14 protein-coding genes are annotated in these 18,554 nt (G+C 72.5%); 4 read left to right on the top strand and 10 right to left on the bottom strand.

Going from position 1 to position 18,554, the window contains the following annotated elements; all coding sequences use genetic code 11:
• Positions 1-40: 40 nt before the first annotated feature.
• A complete protein-coding gene (locus ABEA10_RS16365; RefSeq protein WP_345464309.1) occupies positions 41-712 on the bottom strand; it encodes a PhzF family phenazine biosynthesis protein in 672 nt (223 codons plus the stop codon).
• An 88-nt stretch (positions 713-800) separates the two neighbouring features.
• Here ABEA10_RS16365 and paaZ point away from each other — a divergent pair, with 88 nt between their 5' ends.
• Positions 801-2,831, top strand: coding sequence for a phenylacetic acid degradation bifunctional protein PaaZ (gene paaZ / locus ABEA10_RS16360; RefSeq protein ID WP_345464306.1), 2,031 nt, complete (start codon positions 801-803; stop codon positions 2,829-2,831).
• Positions 2,832-2,912: 81 nt separating this feature from the next.
• Here the strand turns inward: paaZ and ABEA10_RS16355 are convergent, their stop codons facing one another.
• Positions 2,913-4,013, bottom strand: coding sequence for a lysylphosphatidylglycerol synthase transmembrane domain-containing protein (locus ABEA10_RS16355; protein WP_345464303.1), 1,101 nt, complete (start codon positions 4,011-4,013; stop codon positions 2,913-2,915).
• Between the two features lie 658 nt (positions 4,014-4,671).
• Between ABEA10_RS16355 and ABEA10_RS16350 the strand changes: the two genes are divergently transcribed.
• The gene (locus ABEA10_RS16350) at positions 4,672-5,025 is read left to right on the top strand and encodes a BlaI/MecI/CopY family transcriptional regulator (protein ID WP_345464300.1); all 354 of its coding nucleotides are present in this window, start codon (positions 4,672-4,674) and stop codon (positions 5,023-5,025) included.
• Between the two features lie 326 nt (positions 5,026-5,351).
• Here the strand turns inward: ABEA10_RS16350 and ABEA10_RS16345 are convergent, their stop codons facing one another.
• The gene (locus ABEA10_RS16345) at positions 5,352-6,824 is read right to left on the bottom strand and encodes a hypothetical protein (protein WP_345464297.1); all 1,473 of its coding nucleotides are present in this window, start codon (positions 6,822-6,824) and stop codon (positions 5,352-5,354) included.
• A 498-nt stretch (positions 6,825-7,322) separates the two neighbouring features.
• Here ABEA10_RS16345 and ABEA10_RS16340 point away from each other — a divergent pair, with 498 nt between their 5' ends.
• The gene (locus tag ABEA10_RS16340; RefSeq protein ID WP_345464294.1) at positions 7,323-7,865 is read left to right on the top strand and encodes a hypothetical protein; all 543 of its coding nucleotides are present in this window, start codon (positions 7,323-7,325) and stop codon (positions 7,863-7,865) included.
• Between the two features lie 40 nt (positions 7,866-7,905).
• Here the strand turns inward: ABEA10_RS16340 and ABEA10_RS16335 are convergent, their stop codons facing one another.
• On the bottom strand, positions 7,906-9,513 hold the full coding sequence (locus ABEA10_RS16335) for an MFS transporter (RefSeq protein WP_345464292.1): 1,608 nt from the start codon (positions 9,511-9,513) through the stop codon (positions 7,906-7,908).
• Between the two features lie 426 nt (positions 9,514-9,939).
• Here ABEA10_RS16335 and ABEA10_RS16330 point away from each other — a divergent pair, with 426 nt between their 5' ends.
• Complete coding sequence (locus ABEA10_RS16330) at positions 9,940-12,945, top strand: FHA domain-containing protein (RefSeq protein ID WP_345464290.1); 3,006 nt, start codon at positions 9,940-9,942, stop codon at positions 12,943-12,945.
• A 124-nt stretch (positions 12,946-13,069) separates the two neighbouring features.
• Here ABEA10_RS16330 and ABEA10_RS16325 read toward each other — a convergent pair whose 3' ends face one another.
• The 6 genes from ABEA10_RS16325 to ABEA10_RS16300 all read right to left on the bottom strand — a co-directional run bounded on the left by ABEA10_RS16325 (position 13,070) and on the right by ABEA10_RS16300 (position 18,515).
• The gene (locus ABEA10_RS16325) at positions 13,070-14,125 is read right to left on the bottom strand and encodes a glycosyltransferase family 2 protein (RefSeq protein WP_345464288.1); all 1,056 of its coding nucleotides are present in this window, start codon (positions 14,123-14,125) and stop codon (positions 13,070-13,072) included.
• Positions 14,122-14,229: an LPXTG cell wall anchor domain-containing protein gene (locus ABEA10_RS16320; RefSeq protein ID WP_329238545.1), complete on the bottom strand. Its 108-nt coding sequence runs from the start codon at positions 14,227-14,229 to the stop codon at positions 14,122-14,124. The genes ABEA10_RS16325 and ABEA10_RS16320 overlap by 4 nt, the downstream gene beginning before the upstream one ends.
• 220 nt (positions 14,230-14,449) lie before the next feature.
• The gene (locus ABEA10_RS16315; protein ID WP_345464283.1) at positions 14,450-15,286 is read right to left on the bottom strand and encodes a TIGR02452 family protein; all 837 of its coding nucleotides are present in this window, start codon (positions 15,284-15,286) and stop codon (positions 14,450-14,452) included.
• A 175-nt stretch (positions 15,287-15,461) separates the two neighbouring features.
• Positions 15,462-16,223: a winged helix-turn-helix domain-containing protein gene (locus tag ABEA10_RS16310; RefSeq protein WP_345464280.1), complete on the bottom strand. Its 762-nt coding sequence runs from the start codon at positions 16,221-16,223 to the stop codon at positions 15,462-15,464.
• Between the two features lie 199 nt (positions 16,224-16,422).
• Complete coding sequence (locus ABEA10_RS16305; protein WP_345464277.1) at positions 16,423-17,502, bottom strand: agmatinase family protein; 1,080 nt, start codon at positions 17,500-17,502, stop codon at positions 16,423-16,425.
• Positions 17,499-18,515: an ROK family protein gene (locus ABEA10_RS16300; protein ID WP_345464274.1), complete on the bottom strand. Its 1,017-nt coding sequence runs from the start codon at positions 18,513-18,515 to the stop codon at positions 17,499-17,501. Before ABEA10_RS16300 ends, ABEA10_RS16305 begins: the two co-directional genes overlap by 4 nt.
• Between the last annotated feature and the right edge of the window lie 39 nt (positions 18,516-18,554).

Genomic DNA, 18,554 nt, shown 5'->3' with positions numbered 1-18,554 from the left:
ACCTCGGGCCGCCGTCACTGCGGACCCGAGAGCCCACGCTCTAGGCGTGGCGGACCCGGCCGCCGACCTCGATCGTGTCGTGTGCCCCCGTCCGACCCGCCGGCCTCCCGGGTGGGCCGGGGGCCGTCAGGATCTGGGAGCCGCGGCCCTGGGTGATGGTCAGGGCGCGGCCGAGGTGGGCGGTCAGCAGGAGCGCCGCCGCGCCGGTGGCCTCGTCCTCGTCGATGCCGTCGCCCCGTCCGGGAAAGGCGCGGGCACGGATGCGGCCCTCCGCCTCGTCCTGCCACGCCCACGCGTACACCCACTCGCCCGGCGGGGGTACGGGCAGCGCCTCCACCTCGGCGGCCGAACCGTACTCCCGCAGGGTCCGGGGCGGCGCCCACGCGGCACGCGCGGCGATCCACACGAGTCCGTCCGCGCGGTGTACGGTCACCACGCCCGCGGGCGTGACCAGCCGCGGGACGCCGAGCAGCCAGGCCGCGCCGACACACGGATGGCCGGCGAAGGGCAGCCGCAGCGTCGGCGTGTAGATGTCGATCAGTCCGCGCTCCGGATCGTCGACGAACACGGTCTCGCTGAAGCCCAGCTCCCGGGCCAGCTCCTGCCGGCCGGACTCGCCCGGAACCGAGGCGCCGTCGCGGACGACCGCCAGCTCGTTGCCGTGTCGGCCGTCGGGATCACAGAAGACGCGCAGGACGTTGTGGTCGGTCATCCCCGCAGTCAACCAGGCCCCTGGGGCGCGCCGGTCGGGCCGGGTTACCATTCGCCGGTACGGTCCACCGACGAGGAGGTCGGGTCCGATGGCACCACTGGCCAGTTATGTCTCCGGCGCCTGGCACGTCCCGCCGGACGAGGGCGCCCCGCTGTACGACGCGGTGACGGGCACGGAGATCGCGCGGATCTCCTCCTCCGGCGTGGACTTCCGCGCCGCGCTCGAGTACGGACGCGGGGTCGGCGGCCCGGTCCTGCGCGAGATGACCTTCCATCAGCGGGCCGCGCTCCTCAAGGCGCTGGCCTCGGAGCTGCGGGGTCACCGCGAGGAGCTGTACGACCTGTCGCTGCGCAGCGGCGCGACGCTGAACGACGCCAGGTTCGACGTCGACGGCGGCATCGGCGTCCTGTTCTCCTACTCCAGCAAGGGGCGCCGCGAACTGCCCGACGACACCGTCTACGTCGAGGGTGGCCTGGAGCCGCTGAGCAAGTCCGGCGGGTTCGTCGGCCAGCACGTCTGTACGCCGCTGCGGGGCGTCGCGGTGCAGATCAACGCCTTCAACTTCCCGGTCTGGGGGCCGCTGGAGAAGCTCGCGCCGGCGTTCCTGGCCGGCGTGCCGAGCCTGATCAAGCCGGCCGCGCAGACCGCCTATCTCACCGCGCGGCTCGTCGAGCTGATCGTCGAGTCGGGACTGCTTCCGGAGGGCTCGGTGCAGCTCGTCTGCGGCGACGCGCGCGACCTGCTGGACCACCTGACCGAGCAGGACCTCGTGGGCTTCACCGGGTCGGCCGCGACCGCCGCGCTGCTGCGTTCCCACCCGGCCGTGGTCAACCGGTCGGTGCGCTTCAACGCCGAGGCCGACTCGCTCAACTGCTCCATCCTGGGCCCGGACGTACGCCCCGGCGATCCGGAGTTCGACGTCTTCGTCGAGCAGCTCGTCACCGAGATGACGGTCAAGGCGGGGCAGAAGTGCACCGCCATCCGGCGCGCCCTCGTACCCGCCGGGGTCATCGACGACGTCGAGCGGGCCGTCGCCGAACGCCTCGCGGAGGTGACGGTCGGCAACCCGGCCGACCCTTCCGTACGCATGGGTGCGCTGGCGGGCCTGGGGCAGCGCGAGGAGGTGCGCCGGTCGCTCAAGGCACTGTCGGCCGGCGCGCGTACGGTCTTCGGCGACCCCGAGCATGTGCGGGTCGTGGACGCCGACCCCGAGCGTGGCGCGTTCCTGTCGCCGATCCTGCTGCGCGCCGACGACACCGGCCGGGACGAGCCCCACGAGGTGGAGGCGTTCGGGCCGGTCAGCACCCTGCTCCCGTACGGCGCCCCCGACGAGGCCGTCGCGCTGGCGGCACGCGGCCGGGGCAGCCTCGCCGGTTCGGTGGTGACCGGCGACCCGGAGTTCGCCCGCGCGATGGTGATGGGTGTCGCGCCGTGGCACGGCCGGCTGCTCGTCGTCGACGCGGAGACCGCACGCGAGTCCACCGGGCACGGTTCGCCGCTGCCGGCCCTCGTCCACGGCGGGCCCGGCCGGGCGGGCGGCGGCGAGGAGATGGGCGGCATCCGCGGCGTGCTGCACCACATGCAGCGCACCGCCGTGCAGGCGAGCCCGCGGATGCTCACCGCGGTCACGGGCCGGTGGACGCCCGGCGCCGAGCGTACGGTCACCGACGTCCACCCGTTCCGCAAGCACCTCGGCGAGCTGCGGGTCGGTGACACGGTGGTGGCCGGGCCGCGCACCGTGACGCTGGCCGACATCGAGCACTTCGCGGAGTTCACCGGCGACACGTTCTACGCGCACATGGACGAGGAGGCCGCGCGGGCCAACCCGTTCTTCGAGGGCCGCGTGGCCCACGGGTACCTGATCGTGTCGCTGGCCGCCGGCCTGTTCGTGCATCCGGACCCCGGTCCGGTGCTGGCCAACTACGGCCTGGAGAACCTCCGCTTCCTCACTCCCGTCTACCCCGGCGACGAGCTGACCGTGACGCTCACCGCGAAGCGGATCGAGCCGCGGCACGGCGCGGAGTACGGCGAGGTGCGCTGGGACGCCGACGTGACCAAGCAGGACGGCTCGTCCGTGGCCAAGTACGACGTGCTGACGCTCGTCGCGAAGAGAGACTGAGCGCCCGGGCGATGCCCTGCGGAGGTGAGCCGGCCGCCGGCGTTCGTGCGGTCGTGGCGCGGTCCCGGTGCCGGTTGTCGGTCAGAGGCCGCCGCGGCGGCGGAGCCAGCGGGTGCTCAGCACGCCGGCCGGGACCGGGGCCCAGAAGGTCATGACCCGGAACAGCAGCACGCCGGTGGCGGCCTGGGCGGCGGGGATGTGCACGGTGGCCAGCGCGGCGATGAGGGCCGCCTCGGTCGATCCGACACCGGCCGGCGTGGGGACGGCGGCGCCGGCCGTCGCGCCCAGGAGGTACAGCGCGATCAGCGAGCCGACCGAACCCGTCGGGACGCCGGGCACGGCCATGACGCTCATCGCGAAGGCGAGGGCGAGCGCCAGGTCGGCCGCTGTCGCGGCCGCGACCAGCGTCAGCAGGCAGCGGGGCCGCCGCAGCAGGTGGCGTACGGAGTGCGCGACGCCGGCGAGCGCCGCTCCGATGCTGAACCGCGACTGCCGGCGCCGCCAGACCAGCGCGGTGACGAGCAGCGCGCACACGGCGAGCCCCACGACGATCGCCGCGGGCACCACCATGCCGGAGTGGCGTGCGGCGAGCCGGCTGACATGGCCGACGGGGCGCAGGGCCTGACCGAGGCCGCTCCACAACGCGATCGCCAGCGTGACCAGCGAGAGCTTGGTCAGCCCGCGGACCAGCCCGACGACGGCCACCGTCGTCGTCGCCGCGCAGGCCGGCAGGCCGCGCCGGGTGAGGTAGCGGCAGGTGACGGCCGCGGTGCCGAGACCGGCGGGCGCGAGCCGGTTCGCCGCCGCTCCGGCGAACTGAGCGCCGGTGATCTCCCAGACGCCGAGCCGGTCCGGCCGTGCGGACTCCGAGGCACCGGAGGCGGTCGCCCGTACGCCGAGTGCCGAGGTCAGGTAGTGCAGCGCGGTGAGAGCCGCGATCAGTGGCACGAGGCCCCAGCGGATCCGCGCGGCGCCCTCGGAGACCCAGTCCGCACCGTCCCACAGCCCGCCCGCGACATCGACGTCGGCGAGCCCCGCCCCGGTGAGCCCGAGGGCCAGCCCGGCCAGCAGAAGCACCGCGACGAGCCAGGCGCGGACCGGACCCCGTGCGCCGACGGATCCGTCGGCCTGAACCCTCACGAGATCAGTCGGCGGCTGCCGTACGAAGGCGCTTCGACTCATGGACTCTAATGTCCCCTTAGCGGATCGACACCGGTGAAACACGAGATGAAGAACGGGCGCCCAGACCGGCGTGTCCGGGCCGATGAAACCTCAGCGCCCTCCGGTGGTCAGTGGACCGGTGGGCGGGCCGCGCTCGTGCGCTGTCCGCGGAGCTGAGTACGAGTCCGCGAGGACTGCGCTACTGCTCGGTGTTCAGGCGGCGCCTGGCCGCCTTGTCGTCGGTCGACGGCCGAACCCGGGCCGACTCCCTCCTCCGCCTTGCCGGGCACCACCTGAACGCCGCTCGTTACGGGCGCCCCTGTCCGGGTGGGCTCCAGGCGACGGGCGGTGCCGCGCTGCTCGGTGGTCTTCGGACCGGTGCCGATGGGACTGCGGGCTCCTCGGCGGGTCGTCGTCCATGTGGTCGCTCTCAAGGCGACTGTCGGCCCGTACCGCGGCATTCGCACGTGTCCGTCCACCGCTCCCGTGTATCGCGACTGTACTACTACCCAGATAGTACAGGTGAGCTCGTCAGGCGGGGGACAAAAGGGCCCCGGGCCTTGGCGCGGCCGTGTGGTCGGGTCGACGGGCCGTCGCGCATCGCGTAGGAGCGAGAAAGCGGAAGAGTGGGGTGAAATCGGGCCCTCATATCCGGATGTACCACCGGTAAAGTGACCATATGACCGGAGGACGTCGAGGCACCGGGCAGCTCGAGGCGGAGGTCCTCCGCGCTCTGCGGGCGACCGATCGGCCGCTGACGCCGTCCGAGGTCCAGGCGCGGATCAGTGGCGAGCTGGCCTACAACACGGTGCACACCATCCTGAAACGCCTCTGGGACAAGGGACTCGTCATCCGCGATGCCGAGGGCCGACGCGGCGCCTACCTGCCCGCCAAGGACGCCACCGAGCACGCGGCCCAGGTCATGCACGAGGTTCTGCGCCGCGAATCCGATCGCGCCGCGGTGCTGCGGCGGTTCGTCATCGGCCTGGGGCCGGACGACGAGGAGATGCTGCGCCGCCTCCTCGCCGGCTGACGCCGGAGCCCGTCTTCAAAGCGCCACGGCCGCTGTACGGCGCCCGCGTCGTCGGCCGGGGCAAGGTTTCCTTTCCGGCGTAACGCTCAGCCGGGACGCCGCGCGTTACGGACGGGACTGCGAGGTGGGTCCTGGAGCTGTGTCAAAGCCCTGCTGTCCTACTGCCCGGTGTCCAGGCGCCGCCTCACTGCGTTGTCGTTCCCGCCCCACGAAGCCGTGCCGAACGGCTCTGTCGCCCGGCACGCCCCCGCAGGGCCCCGGAAAACCAGGCTGACCCCTCCTCCGCGTGGACGCCGCTCGCTGTGGCCGGGGACTTCGAGGCGGCCCTAACTGCGTGGGGCGGCCGGTGGGCGTCGCGGCACATAGACGCGCCACTCGCGGCCGGTCGGTGTGGTGAAGGTGTAGTGGCGCCACCCGCGTGTGTAGCGCGGGCGCGGGTTGGTGTGCTCGACGACGGCAAGGTGGGTGACGCTCGCCTGGGCCAGCAGACCGGACGCGCTGGTGGACGCGTCGTTCCCGGCGATCTGCATCGATCGGCAGCCGGCGTAGAACGCGAGCACGGGGGCCTGCTCGCCCGCCAGTGTGCACGGGGCCCGTACGCCGAGCCCGCGCAGTTCGCCGGCGATGACGCCGTAGTCCTGGCGCGCCTTGTGCTGGGCGCGGACCATGTGGCCGAGGACGATCTGCTGGGCGCCCGCGTGCACGGCCAGGCCCGCGGCGACCACGCCGGCCGTCGCGAGCCGCCAGCGGCCCTGGCCCAGCGTCGCCGCGCCGCGTACGAGCTCCGCCGTGGGGATGGCCAGCAGCGCGTACGCCGGGATGAGGAAGCGCGGTGCGGCGTACCCGACGAGGAGCAGGTACGACGCGCCGATCACGGCGCCGCAGACGGCGGGCAGCGCGACGAGGCGCCCGCGCCCTCCACGTGCCGCCAGCACGAGCCCGGCGGCCGCGAGCGCCGGCATGAGCGGCCACCACGCGGCGAACGGCGCCACGTGCCAGGTCGCGCCGGTACAGGGGCGGCACAGCAGCCGGTGGTTGAGCGCGTGCAGCTCCATCCGGACGCCCTCGGGATGCCAGCCGAGGCCGCCCTCGGTGCGGCTCGACGCCTCCAGCCGCTGGAGTGGCCCGCCGAACCGTGCGTACGCCTCGACGATCCACTGCGCGGAGCCGGCCACCGATCCGGCGACCACCGCCGCCAGCGCGATGCGGCGCCGCCGCGGCGCGAACGCGATCGCGCCGAGCAGCGGCAGCACGAGCCACGCCGCGTCGCCCGGCCGCATGAGCGCGACGAACGCCAGGCTCAGCACGAGCCAGACCGGCGCGAGCCGGTTCGTCCCCCGAATGGTGTGCGCGAACCAGCCGACGGCCGCCACCGCCCCGTACGCGACGTAGACGTTGGGCATCACCTCGTTGCCGTAGAACTGCGTCACCCACGGGACGATGAGCAGCAGAGCGGCCAGTGCCACGGTGACCGGCCGCAGCAGACGGGTCCAGGGCCAGTACGCGAGGACGAGCCCGGCCGAGGACAGCGCGGTCATGTAGAGGCGCAGCCCGGTCAGCGAGGAGGTCAGCCCAACGATCGGGGCGACCAGCAGAGTGACGCCGCGCGCCCGTGGAGCGCTGAAGAACGCGGTCGGCACGTGCGGGCTGACCTGGCTCACGTACACGGTCTCGTCCCAGCCGAGCCCGATGCGCGTGGTGACGGCCACGACCTGTGCGGCCGCGTACAACGCCGCGACCAGGACCAGGGGAAGCCCGGGATGGGTCAGGTGCCTGCCGTACCGGTCACGGGGGTTCACCCTACAGATTGTAGGGTCGCCGCCATTTCCACGTATCGACTGGGTCAAGGTCCGGCGTGTCCCGGGCCGCACGCGATGAGAGAACGCCCGTGCCCCTCGCCCGCCGACCCACCCGCCGACCCGTTCGCCACCCGCCGGGCCGCACACACCCGCCGACCCGTCTGCCGACGTTCCGACCGACCGCCGCTCGCCGGGCCGCCTACCGACGCGCCCGCCGAACGGCCTACCGTCCGCCACCTGCCGGCGCTTCCGTCGAGCCGTCCGGCGCCCGCCGACGTGTCCGCCGCCCGCGGCCTGCCGGTCGCCGCTTGACGCCCGCCGGCCCTCGCCCGGCGGGCGACGGGGCGCGCGTTCTTCGAGCGCCGGACCGACTGCGACACGCCACGGTACGCGGGCGAATCGGCGCGTTGACCCCGCGCTGACCAACCGGTCCCTACAGTGGCCTCGACGATCATCGGCCGGGGACAGCCGGCCCGCGACTCATCGAGGCGGAACACCATGCTCAGCGATCATCTGGCCGTCGTACCCGGGCTGCACACCACCGCCGTGGCGTGCGCCAAGGCGGACCCGGTGTTGTTCGCGGCCCTGCTCGGCTGGGCGTGGTGGGCCGCACGTCGGGAGCGGGCGGCGGTCATGGCGGCCGCGCTCTGGGCGCCCATCGGTGCCGTGGCCGCGGTGGTGGCGAACGAGCCGATCGAGCGGATGCCCACCTTCCGGTGGACGGCCTTCCACGGCCTGGTCGTGCACTCCTCGGACCTGCCGGCGCCGAGCGACCACGCCGCGTTGGCGGCGGCCACGGCGGCCGGGCTGTTCCTGGCGGGCCGCAGGTTCGGGTTGGCGGCGTCCGGCGGATGGCTGGTCATGGCGGCCGCACTCACGCTCGCCGGGGCCGCGCCGGACGACATCGCCGGCGGTACGGTCGTCGGCGTGACCGTGACGCTGATCGGTTACGTGCTGTTCGAGGGCGCCATGAACCGCGCCGTGGTCTGGCTCCGCCGTACGCGCCTGCGCTCCTTCACCGGCGAGGGGAAGACCTCCTGAACCGAGGGCCCGAGGACCTGAGGACCGCCCGGCGGGACTCTCAGCAGGGAGTGCCGCGGGGGAGCTGGTAGCTGCCGCCGAGCCGGTAGCGTCCGGGGGCCGGGGCGTACAGCCGGGTCCAGTCGCCCGCCTGTGTCAGGCAGCCCGGGCCGCCGTCGCGTACGCCGACCCACGGTGACCACGGCACCCGGATGAGCACCCAGCCGCTCGACGGCATGTCGATGTCGAGCTCCCCGTCCGCGGCGTGGGTGACGGTGGCGGGCGGATCGGCGAGCGGCTCGGGATCGGTCAGCTCGTACACGCGCCAGTGCGCGTCGTGCCAGATCTGCTTGAGCCACGGTTGCCCGGCGGCGACGAGGTTGGCCTCCTCCATGGCCTGCCAGTCGGGCTTGGAGTCCGAGAGCACGACGTACCGCACGGCCCACTTCCTGAGCCACGCGTGGTAGGTGTCGGGCGTGAGGGTGCCGTCGTAGAAGAGCGGGTTGCGGTCGACGTCGGCCTGGCGGTTCCAGCCGCGCGCGAGGTTCACCGTCGAGGCGAACTCCGACGACTCCAGATGGGTGCGTTCGGGCACGACCTCGACCCGGCCGCGGTCGGCGTCGACGTTGCGCAGCTCCGCCAGCACGCCGCCGGTGTGGCCGTCGGGCGAGCCCGTGTTGACCACGTCGAACACCGGCCGGATCACCTGGGAGATGACCGTCGCCGCGAACGCCACGTACAGGATGAGGATCTTGCGTTCCATGGCCGCGGCCAGCATCACGGCGCCGCCGAAGAGCAGCGCGAGCCGGTCGACGTTGCTGCCCACCTGCGACGGGATCAGCCAGGTGAGGATCGTGCCGACCGCGTACACCACCGCGCCGACGCGGACGTTGCGCCAGGACTTGGGCGCGTAGACCGCGAGGGCGACGGCGCTGGCCACCGGGGCCACGACCAGGAACCAGGGGAACGGCTGCACGCCCTTGAACGGGAACAGCAGCGCCGACAGCCCGACCACGAACGGCGGCCCGGCCGCCACGGCGTACGCCGGCCGGCGCCGCCGCGTGAGGAACAGCGCGGCGGCCGCCACCTCCAGGAACAGCCCCGCCACCGGGCTCGCCAGCGTCGCCAGCACGCCGAGGGCGATCACGGCGGCGGCGCGCGGCGCGCGCGGCCCGCGTGCCGCGAACACCACCGCGATGGCCGCGAGGCCGAAGAACACGCCCAGGGCGAACGTCACCCGGCCGGACACCGCGTTGCACGACAGCGAGAAGGCGCCCCAGAGAGCCGGCGGCAACGGCCGGCGGACCGCCGAACGCGTCAGGATCAGCGCGAAGAGGCCGGCCGACATCGTGCCCGCGAGCACGCCGGTCGTGCGGACGCCCAGCATGGCCATCAGGTACGGGGAGATCACGCTGTACGAGGCGGGGTGCATGCCGCCGTACCACGCGAAGTCGTAGGCCGAACCCGGATGCCGTAGGGCGAACTCGGCCCACGCGCTCTGGGCGGCGAGGTCGCCGCCGCCCCGGGCGAGGAACAGGGCCCACAGCAGATGCAGGATTCCGGCAATGCTCGTAGCGGCCACGACGGGGTGCAGCAGCCACCGCCGGTGGCGCACCGGTCGTGCCCGTAGCGCGTCGGCGGGGCGTGGCGCCTCCAGTGTGGCGGTCACAGCCCGGCCGCGCTCTCCGCATGCCCGCGATGGGACGGCTGGGGAGCGGGGGACATTCGGCCAATGATCAACGATCGCGGCCCCGAGGGCAAATCAAGCGAGTTGTGAAATCGGCTACATCACGCTTACCGCGTAATGAGACATTGCGTTCCGCCGCCGTACCGGCGGCGCGATGATCATGAAGGCGGGGCAACGCGACCGTCAAGCGAACACCAAGGGAAACCCAACCGGCAGGTGCCTCCGCTCACGCGATTCGGACCACCGTCCTCGTTCGCCTGCAGGGTGATAGGGGCTAGTTGCATACTTTTCGAAGCATTGCCGCGTTTACGCAAGAGGCCCTACGCTTTACCGGCGGTCCTGGTGATGCGCTCCTCTCGACGCGCCGACACGCGGGGCCTCGGGGCCGGCGACGGGAAAGGCGATTTCGTGACTCAGCTTGTCGTGGAGAGCAACGGCGTTTCAGTGGCTCTGGATCCACGACGTTCCTACCGTTTGGGCCGCGACCCCGGGGCGGACATCGTCGTCTCGGTCGAGGGCGTCTCGCGTTCCCACGCCGTGCTGCGCTTCGAGGGCGGCCAGTGGATCCTCGAGGACTCGGGCAGCGCCAACGGCACGTACGACGGCGGCCGGCGGGTGCAGCGGGTCGTCGTGGCTCCGGGGAGCCAGGTGCGGCTCGGCCACCCGGAGCAGGGCGTGCCGGTCGCCTTCCGCGCCGCGCCCGCGTCGGCGACGCGCGCGGAACCCGGTACCGAACCGGCCGGCCATCCCGCCCAGGCGCAGGGAGGCTTCTCGCCCCAGTCGCCCGGTCAGGTGTATCCGCCGCCCGGCGCCCAGGGCCAGACACCGCCACCCGCCCCGCAGCAACCACCCACCGGCTACCCGGGCCAGGCCGCCGCGTCGGCGCCGCAGGGCACGCCGCCGCCGTACGGGCCGCCACCGGGGCAGGGCGACGGCACGGGCGCGATGCCCCCGTATCAGCAGTCCGCCCAGGGTGGTGGCGCGGGCGCGGCGCCGCCGTACCCGCAGGGCGGCGGTACGGGCGGGATGCCGCCATATCAGCAGGCCACCCAGGACGGCGGCACCGGCGCGATGCCGCCGTACCAGCAGTCCGCCCAGGGCGGTGGTACGGGCACGATGCCGCCGTACCAGCAGCCCGGCCAGGGCGGTGGTACGGGCGCGATGCCGCCGTACCAGCAGGCCACCCAGGGCATGAGCCCGGGTGCGGCGCCGCCGTACCAGCAGCCCGCTCAGGGCGGTGGCACGGGCGCCATGCCGCCGTACCAGCAGCCCGGCCAGGGGGGCGGTACGGGCACGATGCCGCCGTACGACCAGGCCACGCAACTCGGCGGTCCCGGCACCATGCCGCCCGCCGCCCAGGGCTACCAGGACGATCCGATCGGCTATCTGCCGACTCACGGCACACCGCCGCCGCGGGCGCCGATGCCCACGATGGGCGGGCAGTACCGCGAGCCGACCAAGGTCCGCAACCTGGGGGGACAGCAGGTCCTGCGCATCGGCCGGGCGCCCGAGAACGACATGGTCGTCGCCGACCTGCGGGTGTCACGCCAGCACGCGGAGCTGCGGTCGTCCGGCGGGACGTACGAGATCGTCGACGTCGGCAGCCGCAGCGGCACCTACGTCAACGGCCAGCGCGTCGAGCGCGCGATGATCGGCCCGAACGACATCGTCGGCATCGGCCCGTCAACGTTCCACCTGGTCGGCGACGTGCTCACCGAGTACACCGACACGGGCGCGGTCAGCTTCAGCGCGCACGACCTCACCGTCACGGTCGACAAGGGCAAGGTGCTGCTGGACCACGTGTCCTTCCCGCTCGGGGAGAAGTGTCTCGTCGCGGTCATCGGCCCCAGCGGCTCGGGCAAGTCGACCCTGCTGCGTGCGCTCACCGGTCTGCGGCCCGCCGACCAGGGCACGGTCTCCTACGACGGCCGTGACCTCTACCGCGACTACTCCGAACTCCGCTCGCGCATCGGCCTGGTGCCGCAGGACGACATCCTGCACACCTCGCTCACCGTGCGCCGCGCGCTCATCTACGCCGCCGAGCTGCGCTTCCCCGACGACACGCGCCAGCACGAGCGCAAGGCGCGGGTCGACGAGGTGCTCAAGGAACTCGGCCTGGACCACCGGCGCGACAACAAGATCTCCTCCCTGTCCGGCGGCCAGCGCAAGCGCGTCAGCGTCGCCCTGGAGCTGCTGACCAAGCCGTCGCTGCTGTTCCTGGACGAGCCGACGTCGGGCCTGGACCCCGGCCTGGACAAGTCGGTCATGCAGATGCTGCGGGGTCTCGCCGACGACGGCCGCACGGTCGCGGTGGTCACCCACAGCGTCGCGAACCTCGACATCTGCGACCGGCTCCTCGTCATGGCGCCGGGTGGCCGCATCGCGTACTTCGGCCCGCCGAAGGAGGCGCTGCCGTTCCTCGGGTTCAACGACTGGGCCGACGTCTTCCAGGCCTTCGACGATCCGTCGATCGACTGGGGCGGCCGTTACCTCCAGTCGCCGGCCCACCAGAAGTACGTCACGGCCGACCTGGTCCAGCCCGTGGCGCAGCAGGCCGGTCCGGTGAACTACCAGCCGCCGTCCAAGCCGCAGAGCTGGCCCGAACAGCTGAGCACGCTGATCCGGCGCTACATCCGCAGCATCGCGGCGGACCCGTTGTTCCTCGGCATCACGGTGGCGCTGCCGATCATCATGGGCGCGGTGGCGCGCGTCATCCCGGCCGGTGACCTCACCTCGAAGGTGCCCGGCTCGCAGGGCGGCGCGGCCAACCTCCTGATGATCCTGTGCATCGGCGGATGCCTCACCGGCGCCGCCAACGCGGTGCGCGAACTGGTCAAGGAAAGACCGATCTATCAGCGAGAACGCGCGGTCGGGCTGTCCAGATCGGCCTATCTCACCTCCAAGCTGCTCGTCCTCGGTGTGATCACGATCGGCCAGGGCATCGTGCTCACGCTGGTCGCCATGCTCGGCGTCAATATGAGGGACAAGGGCGTGATCACCACGCCGATGCCCGAACTCATCATCGCCGTCGCGCTGCTGTCCTTCACCGCGATGACGCTCGGCCTGCTCATCTCCGCGATCGTCAAGACCAGCGAGATGACGATGCCGCTGCTGGTGCTCACCACGCTGGTCCAGATCGTGTTCTGCGGAGCGCTCGTGCACCTGGACGGCAAGGCCGTGCTGGAGCAGTTCGCCTGGCTGGTGCCGGCCCGGTGGGCGTTCGCCGCGATGGCGGGCACGCTCGACATCACCTTCCTTCTCCCGCACAAGGACCCGCCGGACCCGCTGTGGAAGCAGCAGTTCAGCACCTGGCTGCTGGACATGGGCATGATGGTGGTACTCGGCGTGATCCTCATCTTCCTGGTGGAACGGATGCTGCGGCGCCAGGAGCCGGAGGTCATGCGGAAGCGGTAAGCCAAGCCGCCGTGTGACGGTCCGGGCGGTCCTGCCGGTGGTGAGCCCCGCTGCCGCGTGGCGGTTCGTTACTGCTCGCGTGCCGCGTCGGAGTCGTTCCCGTGGGCGCCTTCACGGGGAGTGCTCAGGCGCGGCCTTTCTCGTAGATGACGAGACCTCGGGACAGGCGTAGGGGGACGAGGACGAGTTCGACGATGAGGGCCTTCCAGGCGTAGTAGATGTTGACGGCCTTCGTCAGGTAGACGAAGGGGATGTTGGCCATCACGCCCAGCACCGGAAGTCTTCGGCGCCGGGCGGCGTAGAGCAGCGGCGGGACGGTGAACAGCAGCTCCGACCCCAGCCAGAACGTCAGGGCGGCGCCGACGGACCGGTGCATGCCCAGAGTGAGAACGAACGGCGTCGCCCACCACAGAGGCGCGGTGAAGATCTCGGCCAGGGCCAGGACGATCCAGATCGCGAGCATGGGTTTTCGTCTCACGAGGGCGCCGAGGTGGAGGCGGACGTTCTGGAAGAAGCCCGCCATCCAGCGCCACACCTGTTTGCGCAGATAGGTCAGCGTCTCCGGGTCGGCCGCCCACGCCACGGCCTCGCCGACGTACACCGCGCGCCGGCCGGCGATCTGCATCGACCAGGTGAAGTCCATGTCCTCGACGATGGTGCGCTCGGGGAAGCCACCGAAGTCGGTCAGTGTCGTGCGGCGGAAGGCCGAGCAGCAGCCCGAGCACACGACCGGGCTGCCCGCGCCGTTCTGGATCGGGCGGTTCCAGTGGAAGCCGAAGAGGTACTCGATGGAGCGGCCGCGCTCCCAGACGGTGCGGGTGAAACGGGTCTGCACGTTGCCGGCCGCGACGACCACCTCCGGATCGTCGAAGACCGGTTTGATCTTTTCGACGTAGTCCGGGGCGAGCACGGTGTCCGCGTCGACGGCCAAGACGAGGTCGGTGTCGCAGACGGGCAGTGCGTGGTTTTGCGCCTTGGCCTTGCTGCCCAGGTTGTGCGGGGGCCTCAGCACGGTCGCCCCGTAGGACGCCGCGACCTCGCCCGTGCGGTCGGTCGAGCCGTCATCGACGACGACGACCTTCTCCGGCGGGACCGTCTGGCGCCGGATGGCCTCCAACGTCGCGGGCAGGCCCGCCTCCTCGTTGTGGGCCGGGACGATCACGGTCAGTGTCGCCGTCACTTGCGCCTCCGGAACCTCGTGACCGCGCCGCCGGCGGCCACGGCCAGCCCGACGACCCCGTAGACGATGGTGCTGAACCCGATGAAGGGCAGGCCCCCGTGCATGATCAACCCCTTTGGGACGGTCGATGGTGGGCCCGGCGGCGGGCCCGGCTCACTCCGGTGAAAGGAAGGGCCCGCCGCTGGGCATGTCCGCAATGATGGGCCGCCGGTGACCGGCACGTCGATGGCCACCGAACCCCTGTGGATAACTCGCGCGTCAGCGCTCCGACCTCACGAGATCAGCACTGATACGGGCGTCGTTCGGGGAACGGCGCCGGAGGGTTCAGGCGGGATCGCCGACGGGGGCGAAGCGCTCGGCGAACGCGGCGCGGTTCGCGGAGCGAGGGGAGCGGTCCCAGACGGCGAAGACCACTCGTTCGAAGGCGGACGAGAAGGCGCCGTCGCCCGTCAGATGCGAGTGGAACGCGCCGGCCACGTCGTTCGGGTCGTTGCGGAACACCCCGCAGCCCCACGCGCCGAGAACCAGCCGTCGGGCGCCGTGGTGAGCGGCCACCGCCAGCACGCGCTCCGCGCGCCGGTAGAGCGTACGCCGGACCGTGTCGCCCGCGCCGGGGTCGCGCCGGAGCACCTCACCGGCGTTCGGGGCGGCGGAGGTCAGGAACGACACCGGGTACGGCTCGGCCAGCAACCGCCCGTCGTCGCCCCGGTGCACCGGGACGTCCGGGGACCAGATGACGCGGTCGCTGTAGAGCAGGTCGGACGAGGCGCGGTGTGCGGCGTAGTAGTCGGGGGCCTGAAGAAGGCAGGGGTACAACAGAGCGGTCCGGCAGAGGTCCTCTTCCTGCGCCCGGGCGCCGCCGACGTATCCGCCTCCCGGATTGCGCGCGGAGGCGAAGTTCAGCACGGCGATCCGCCCGGCGCCGGAGAGATGCAACCGTCGCGCCGCGCCCAGACTGCCCTCCGCGGTCACCTCGAACACCGTGCGGTGATCGCCCGTGGGCGCGTCCAACGCGCCCTCCGGGGGATGACTCACCGTGCCGTCGATCGCCGCGTCCAGCATGGACCGTACGGCGACGCGGGTGCCGTCCTCGGCGGTGTACGCGCCGTCGGCGACGATCCGCGCGTTCACCGCCGCGACCTCACGCAGTCTGCTGCTCATCGCCCGCATCGTAGATCGTTCCCGATCCGCCGGGCGAACGCTTTTCGGTCAAGCCGCCGCACCGCGGGCCTCGACCATTCCGCCCGGCCACACCGATCCCGTCCGGCCCGCCCGGCTCCGCCCGGCTCCGCCATCGAGCGATGTCGGTCACTCGCCGACGGTCATCCGGAGAAGGTCACTCGCCCGCCTGCGCGGGCTCGGCCCGGTGCACGTCGTGGGGCCGGTAGGTGTAGCCGACCCGCCGTACGGTCGCGAGCCGGGAGCCCGCGCTGCCGAGCTTGCGGCGGAGGCGGTGGACGTGCACGTCGACCGTCCTGGTCGTGGCGTCCACCGCCGGCCAGAGGGCCCGCATGAGGTCGGTCCGGCTGAAGACCTGCCACGGGTGCGTCGTGAAGTGCGCCAGCAGTTCGAACTCCTGGTACGTCAGTCCGATCTCCCGGCCCTCCACCCAGACGCGCCGGGACGACGGGTCGATCCGCAGGGCCTCCGACGGTGCGTCGTCCCGTCGCACGGGATTCGCTTCCGGCCACTCGGCAGGGGAAGGCTCCTGCCCGATGACGCCCAGCGGCGGCGAGGCGCCGTCCGGCGGCGCCCCGGCACCGGAGGCCGGCGAGGCGGCCGAGGCGTCATCGGCGCTCGGAGCGTCGGCGGGTGTCTGGGCGTCCACCGTCGTCCGCGGCGGTGCCGGGAAGAGAGCGGGTCGGCCGTCGCTCTCGGGCGGCGAGCCCGGCGGTACGGCCGAGGCGGGGACGACGTGAGCCACGATCATCAGGACCTTCCCCGTGTCGGGGAGCGGGACCACGTCCAGGAGCGTCCCGTCCGCGGGGACCGTCTCCACCGGGGCGAGAGCGTGGCCGCGGTGAAGACGCTCGCGGTAGCGGGCGTCCAGGTCTACGAGATGGCGCGAAGCCCGGTTCGGCGACCGGTGCTGGGTCATGACGAATCCTTTTCCTGCCAGGCGGGGAGATTCAGCGGCGGGGCGAGGAGGGTACGCACAGCGCGCTGGCCTGCAGGCGGAGATCGACGTGCAGGCGCACCGTCAGGCGAACGTCATGGCTCACCCCACAAGGTTGTGGCCGAATTCCCTGCGTTGTCAATCGATTAAGTGGAGTATTCCCATCAGGTTCCCTCACAGGTCAGGTTCCCTCCGATGTCCGGTATGTGCGGCTCTCGCCGGAGCCCGTCGACCGAGGGTCCAGGTAGTCCGGCTCGGTCAGGCCGATCCGCCGCATGGCCGTGCCCGTCAGCGCCTCCATCACCGCGCGCCGTGCCAGCAGCGCCGTGATGTCCGGGCCCACGTCGTACGGCGGGCTGACCTCCACCACGTCCATGCCGACCATCCCGACCTCGGCCGCCAGGCGCCGGATGGCCCACAGCACCTCGGCGCTCGTCAGGCCGCCCGGCTCCGGCGTCCCGGTGCCCGGAGCGTACGCGGGGTCGGCGACGTCCACGTCGAGCGAGATGTACAGGTGGTCGGCGGAGTCCAGCGCCTCGTCGACCGCGCGTTCCAGCACCGCCCCGAAGCCGTCCCGGTGGATCTCCGCCATGAAGTGGGTGCGGAGCTCGTTCGCCTCCATCCACGCCAGGACGGGCGGCTCGGGCCAGTACCCCCGCAACCCCACCTGCACGAAGTTGCGGCCGGGCACCGCGCCGCTCTCGATCAGCCGCCGCATCGGCGTGCCGTGGCCGTACAGCGAGCCCTGCATGTCCGGCGCGGTGTCCGCGTGGGCGTCGAAGTGCACGATGCCGACCTTGCCGTGCCCGTACGCGTCGGCCACCGCCGTGGCGGCGGGCCAGGTGATCCCGTGGTCGCCGCCGAGAATGATCGGGATCGCGCCGCCGGCGAGGATCTCGCCGACGAACCCGCGGATGTTCTCGTACGTGCCCTCGGTGTCGCCGATCAGCACCTCGGCGTCGCCGTAGTCGGCCAGGACGAGATGGTCCAGCGGGTTCACCCGGACGCCGAGGTGGGTGATGTACCGCGACCCGGAGATGTAGTCGCCCTGCCGGATGGCACGGGGGCCCAGGCGGGTGCCGCTGAGGCCGGACGCCGTGCCGTCCCAGGGCGCGCCACCGACCGCGACGTCCACGTTGCCCGCCCGCAGGTCTTCCGGTGTCAGGCACACCGGGGCCTTCATGAACGTCTGGACACCGCTCCACTCCAGCTCCGATGAGCGGTTGACGCGCATGGGCCCGTGCGGCCGTGAGGAGCTCACGGCGCGGAGGCGTCGCGCGCGGCGATCGCGGCCCCGCGCGCGCCGGCCATGTCCAGGTCCGGGACCAGCGCGAATGAGGCCACCCGCTGCTGTTCTTCGCGCAGGACGGTGTGCTCGCGTACCTTCTCCAGGAACCACTCGCGGAACTTCGGGCCCGTCTCGACCACGCCGCCGCCGATGAAGTACGCGCTCGGGTCGGTGAAGTTGGCCGCGATCGTGAAGAGCCGGCCGAGCGCCATCGCCTGCTGCTCGAAGATCTTCAGCGCGAGAGGGTCGCCGTCCTCGCCGCGGGAGCGGACGAGCTTGGCCGCCTCCAGGATCGGCACGCCCGCCAGCTCGTGCCCGGGGAAGCGGGTCAGCCAGTACGGGAGCAGGTTCGCCGCGATGCCGGTCAGGGAGGCGACGCTCTCGGCGTCGGCGCCGAACCCGCAGTTGCACATCGGCAGCGGCTGCCCCTCCGCCAGCAGCCCCTCCATCGGGATGTGCACGTGCCCCAGCTCGCCCGCCATGCCCGCCGCGCCGCGTACGACCTGGCCGGCCTCGATCACGCCGCCGCCCAGGCCGGTGCCGACGATGGCCGAGATCGAGGAGTGCTCCGCCGCCTCCGCGCCGAAGTGGGCGTGGTGGGCGTACAGGGCGGCGGCGTTCCCGTCGTTGTTGTAGACGACCGGCAGGCCGAGCCGCTCCTCCAGCGCCGTACGGACGTCAAAGCCCCACCAGGCCGGCTGGGGGAAGTTCGTCGCGCCCTTGGAGGAGATCACGCCGTCGGCGCTGGCCGGTCCGGGGGTGTCCAGCCCGACGGCGCGGACCCGCGACCGCTCGACACCGGTGAGGGTCAGGACGCCCTCCAAGGCCTCGGCCAGGGCTCCGACCGCGATCTCCGGGCCCTCGGTGACGCGGCTGGGGATCTCCACCAGCCGGTCGACGAGGAACTTCCCCGACGCGTCCAGCACCGTCGCGTTGTTGCAGGTGCCCCCGTTGTCCAGGCCCACGACGACCCAGGTGTCCGGCATTCTTCGCTCCTTATCCGAGCCCCCGACCGTGTGCGCGTC

The sequence above is a fragment of the Actinoallomurus oryzae genome (assembly GCF_039541955.1).
GTDB classification, from domain to species: Bacteria; Actinomycetota; Actinomycetes; order Streptosporangiales; family Streptosporangiaceae; genus Actinoallomurus; species Actinoallomurus oryzae.
The sequence above is the reverse complement of the archived record's forward strand: the minus strand, read 5'-3'. Positions and strand labels throughout refer to the sequence as shown.

Coding starts and splice junctions, on each gene's coding strand:
- ABEA10_RS16365 (WP_345464309.1), bottom strand. CDS start 712: ATGACCGACCACAACGTCCTGCGCGTCTTCTGTGATCCCGACGGCCGA.
- paaZ (WP_345464306.1), top strand. CDS start 801: ATGGCACCACTGGCCAGTTATGTCTCCGGCGCCTGGCACGTCCCGCCG.
- ABEA10_RS16355 (WP_345464303.1), bottom strand. CDS start 4,013: ATGAGTCGAAGCGCCTTCGTACGGCAGCCGCCGACTGATCTCGTGAGG.
- ABEA10_RS16350 (WP_345464300.1), top strand. CDS start 4,672: ATGACCGGAGGACGTCGAGGCACCGGGCAGCTCGAGGCGGAGGTCCTC.
- ABEA10_RS16340 (WP_345464294.1), top strand. CDS start 7,323: ATGCTCAGCGATCATCTGGCCGTCGTACCCGGGCTGCACACCACCGCC.
- ABEA10_RS16320 (WP_329238545.1), bottom strand. CDS start 14,229: ATGCACGGGGGCCTGCCCTTCATCGGGTTCAGCACCATCGTCTACGGG.
- ABEA10_RS16315 (WP_345464283.1), bottom strand. CDS start 15,286: ATGAGCAGCAGACTGCGTGAGGTCGCGGCGGTGAACGCGCGGATCGTC.
- ABEA10_RS16310 (WP_345464280.1), bottom strand. CDS start 16,223: ATGACCCAGCACCGGTCGCCGAACCGGGCTTCGCGCCATCTCGTAGAC.
- ABEA10_RS16300 (WP_345464274.1), bottom strand. CDS start 18,515: ATGCCGGACACCTGGGTCGTCGTGGGCCTGGACAACGGGGGCACCTGC.